Source organism: Armatimonadota bacterium (genome assembly GCA_020354555.1).
In the GTDB taxonomy this organism is placed as follows: Bacteria; Armatimonadota; Hebobacteria.
Genome location: CP070648.1, coordinates 699,545 through 702,880, shown reverse-complemented (window position 1 = coordinate 702,880; position 3,336 = coordinate 699,545). Strand labels below are relative to the sequence as shown.

Below are 3,336 nucleotides of genomic sequence, written 5' to 3'. Positions count from 1 at the left end.
CGGCGAGACGAAGCTCGGCAACCTGGTGCTGCTGTGCCGCTTTCACCATCGCCTGGTGCACGAGGGCGGCGTGCGCATCGGGCGGCTCGACGACGGGGCGCTGCGGTTCCTGCGGCCGGACGGGCGGCCTTACACCGAGCCGTGCGGTGACGGCCCCACCGCGCCGCCGCGGCCGTTGCCAACGCACGCCGCCGGCGCAGCGATCACGCCGGAGACCACCGCCATCACCTGGCGCGGCGAGCGCATGGACTATGGGCTCGCCATCGACGTGCTGCTCGGGCAGCGCGCACGTAGCGCCGCGCAAACAGGAAGCGTTTCAGCGGAAACGTCCTGAGGCGCGGGCAGGATCGGCGCGGCGCACCGCCCCGAGTCCCGAATGAAGACACCAACACCCGATACCCGGTGGACTGCTGCGCCAGCCGGGCAGCTCCCGCGCGTCCGGCTGCCCCACGATCACCCATTTCGCGGACGGCGACGGTTGTTACACGGAATCCGGCCGGAGTGAAGGACAGGCGCCGCCGCTGGACCTCGCCAGCGACGGCGTCGGTTCAGAGCAGATCCTTGACGCCCTCGCGCTCTTCGAGCAGTTCCTCGCGCGTCTTGTCCATCCGCCCTCGGCTGAACTCGTCGACGTCGAGGCCCTGGACGATGGCGTAACGCCCGCCGCTGCAGGTGACGGGATAGGAGTAGATCACGCCCTCGGCGATGCCGTAACTGCCGTCCGACGGGATGGACATGCTCACCCAGTTGCCTTTCGGCGAGCCGAGCACCCAGTCGTGCACGTGGTCGATGGCGGCGGAGGCCGCCGACGCGGCCGACGAGGCACCGCGGGCCTTGATGATGGCCGCGCCGCGCTGCTGCACGGTGGGGATGAAGGTGTCGCGGTACCAGGCCTCGTCGACGAGCGACTTCGCCGGCTTGCCGCCGACCGTGCAGTGCGAGATGTCCGGATACTGCGTCGCACTGTGGTTGCCCCACACGATCATCTGCCGGATGTCGGTCACGTGGACGCCCGTCTTCGCCGCCAGCTGCGAGAGCGCGCGGTTGTGGTCGAGGCGCGTCATCGCGGTGAAGTTCGCGCGGTCGATGTCGGGCGCGTTGGCGGAGGCGATCAGCGCATTGGTGTTGGCCGGGTTGCCAACGACCAGCACCTTGATGTCGCGGCGCGCGGCTTCGTTGATGGCCTTGCCCTGCGCCGAGAAGATCTGAGCATTGGCCAGCAGCAGGTCCTTGCGCTCCATGCCCGGACCGCGCGGGCGGGCGCCGACGAGAAGGCCGACTCCGCAGTCGCGGAACGCGACCTTGGCATCGTCCGTCGGGACGATGGCGTTCACCAGCGGGAACGCACAGTCGGAGAGCTCCATCACCACCCCCTTGAGGGCGTCGAGGGCCGGCGTGATCTCGAGCAGGTTCAGGTTGACGGGCTGGTCCGGGCCGAGCAGCTGGCCGGATGCGACGCGGAATGCCAGGGCATAGCCGATCTGGCCGGCCGCGCCCGTGATGGTGACGGTGACGGGCTTCTTCATCGTTGGGTTCCCTTCCGGTTTTCGCGAGGATTTCGGCGCGGTTCGGGCCGAAAAAAGCGGCGGAATTCTAGCACCGGGTCCGGGGGGCGAAATCGTGGCTACTGCGGGGTCGAGGAGTGCCGCTCCAGCCAGCCGGGATAGGCGGCCTCGAGCGCGGCGCGCTCGCGCGCGGCCTCGGTGTCGCGTCCTTGCGCCTCGAGGGCCTCGATCCGCGCGAGCCACTGTTCGGGTGTCGGGATTGCTGCGTCCGCCTCGGCCTGCCCTGCGCTCACGGCGGCAGGCGCGGCGCGCATCGATTGCAGGTCCGGCGTCGCAGGCTGCGACCGCTCCCGGAGCGCTCCGGGGGCGGGCTGAGGGCTCGGTGTCGGAAGCGCAGCCTCACCGGCTGGCGCCGGGACCGGTGGTTTGGACAGGGCCGACTCGGCCGGGACGGGGGCAGGCAAGGTCGCGTCGGCCGTCGGTGCCGGGGGCGGAGGAGGGGCCACCTCCGTCGCCTCGCTGTCCCGCTTGTCCAGCTGGCGAGCCTCGTCGAAGGGCGGTGCGGTCACCGGGCCGGTCTCGCGATCGACCTCGACGACCACGCTGAGGGCGAGCAGCGCCGTTGCGGCGATGGAGGCCGGGATCCACCAGCGACGCGGCGTGCGAGCTGGCGCAACCGCCGCGCGCGCCCGGGCGAGGATGGCGGCGTCGACCGAGGGCGGTGGCTCGCCGGAGCGCGTGCGCTCGTAGAGCCGCAACAACGCGTCGTCCGGCGTCGCCCTGCCCGGTTCCCGGGGTTCGCTGTTCACCTTGCGTCTCCTTGTGCCGGCTCGCGCGACAGCGCGCGCTTGAGCTTCGCGACGGCGTAACGCAGCCGGCTCTTGGCGGTTTCCACGCCGACACCGGTGGCCTCGGCAATCGCAGTCAGGTCGAGACCGGCCTCTGCATAGAGCAGGAACACCTCGCGCTGCACCTCGGGCAGCGCCGCGAGCGCAGCTCCCAGCGCCTCGGCGGCCTGCTCGTCTTCTGCCAGGCCGTCGGGCGCCGGCGACGCGTCGTCTGCGAGCGTCGCGATCAGGTCTTCGCCGTCGGCCAGTTCGCGCTGCTTTCTTCGCCCCGTCCGGCGCCAGTGATCGACGCAGCAGTGATGCGCGATGCGATAGAGCCAGGTCGAGAACTTCGCGCGCGGCTCGTAGGAGAGGCGATGCGAGATGACGCGGGTCCACGCCTCCTGGAAGACGTCCGCCGTAGCCGCATCGTCGCGCAGCTGGCGCGACAGGAAGCGCCACAGCGGGCCGCGATGTCGCTCGTACAGCGACTCGAAGGCGTGTGCGTCGCCCGCGGCATAGCGCAGCATCAAGGCTTCGTCGCCGGTCGCCTCGGTCATCACGCGCACGAGCTTAGGCGATGCGGTGGATGTCCGCCCGCGCGCGGGCGCGGAGGTGACCTCGTCACCGCCCGGCATCGCGGCGGCAGGGCTCAGCACGTCCACGGCGCAGGTCTCGTGGCGGGCCAACGGGGCTCCATGACTCCTTGAACGTCGATTTCGCCGCAAAGGTGTTATAGCCGTTTGCGCAAATCAGGCCCGGGCAAGGCCGTCGCGACCCTCCACGTACATTCCACAAGGGGGCGAGACGCCATATAACCAACTGATTTTCTTGGAAAACCCCAACTCCGTTCCGGGACTTCGCAAAAAGGGCTTGCATTCGGTTGGGTGTTATAGTTCACTACAACACCAGAGAAGCACATCACTAGTTCAGAACGATGTGCAGGGTTCAAGAGAAGGCCGGACGAGATCCGGCCAGGAAACAGAGAAAGGAGAGGGTCATGT

4 protein-coding genes are annotated in these 3,336 nt (G+C 69.4%); 1 reads left to right on the top strand and 3 read right to left on the bottom strand.

The genetic code is table 11. The annotated features are described in order from the left end of the window. Window positions 1-334 (top strand): hypothetical protein (locus JSV65_02850; GenBank protein UCH35308.1); only part of this gene is annotated, 334 nt, incomplete at its 5' end. Window positions 335-548: 214 nt separating this feature from the next. On the opposite strand, the gene JSV65_02845 is transcribed toward JSV65_02850, so the two are convergent. The 3 genes from JSV65_02845 to JSV65_02835 all read right to left on the bottom strand — a co-directional run bounded on the left by JSV65_02845 (window position 549) and on the right by JSV65_02835 (window position 2,901). After that, complete coding sequence (locus tag JSV65_02845) at window positions 549-1,526, bottom strand: malate dehydrogenase (GenBank protein ID UCH35307.1); 978 nt, start codon at window positions 1,524-1,526, stop codon at window positions 549-551. A gap of 98 nt (window positions 1,527-1,624) precedes the next feature. Beyond that, window positions 1,625-2,314 (bottom strand): hypothetical protein, encoded by a 690-nt coding sequence (locus tag JSV65_02840; protein ID UCH35306.1) that lies wholly within the window; start codon window positions 2,312-2,314, stop codon window positions 1,625-1,627. Continuing rightward, the gene (locus JSV65_02835; protein UCH36680.1) at window positions 2,311-2,901 is read right to left on the bottom strand and encodes an RNA polymerase sigma factor; all 591 of its coding nucleotides are present in this window, start codon (window positions 2,899-2,901) and stop codon (window positions 2,311-2,313) included. Before JSV65_02835 ends, JSV65_02840 begins: the two co-directional genes overlap by 4 nt. Window positions 2,902-3,336 lie beyond the last annotated feature (435 nt).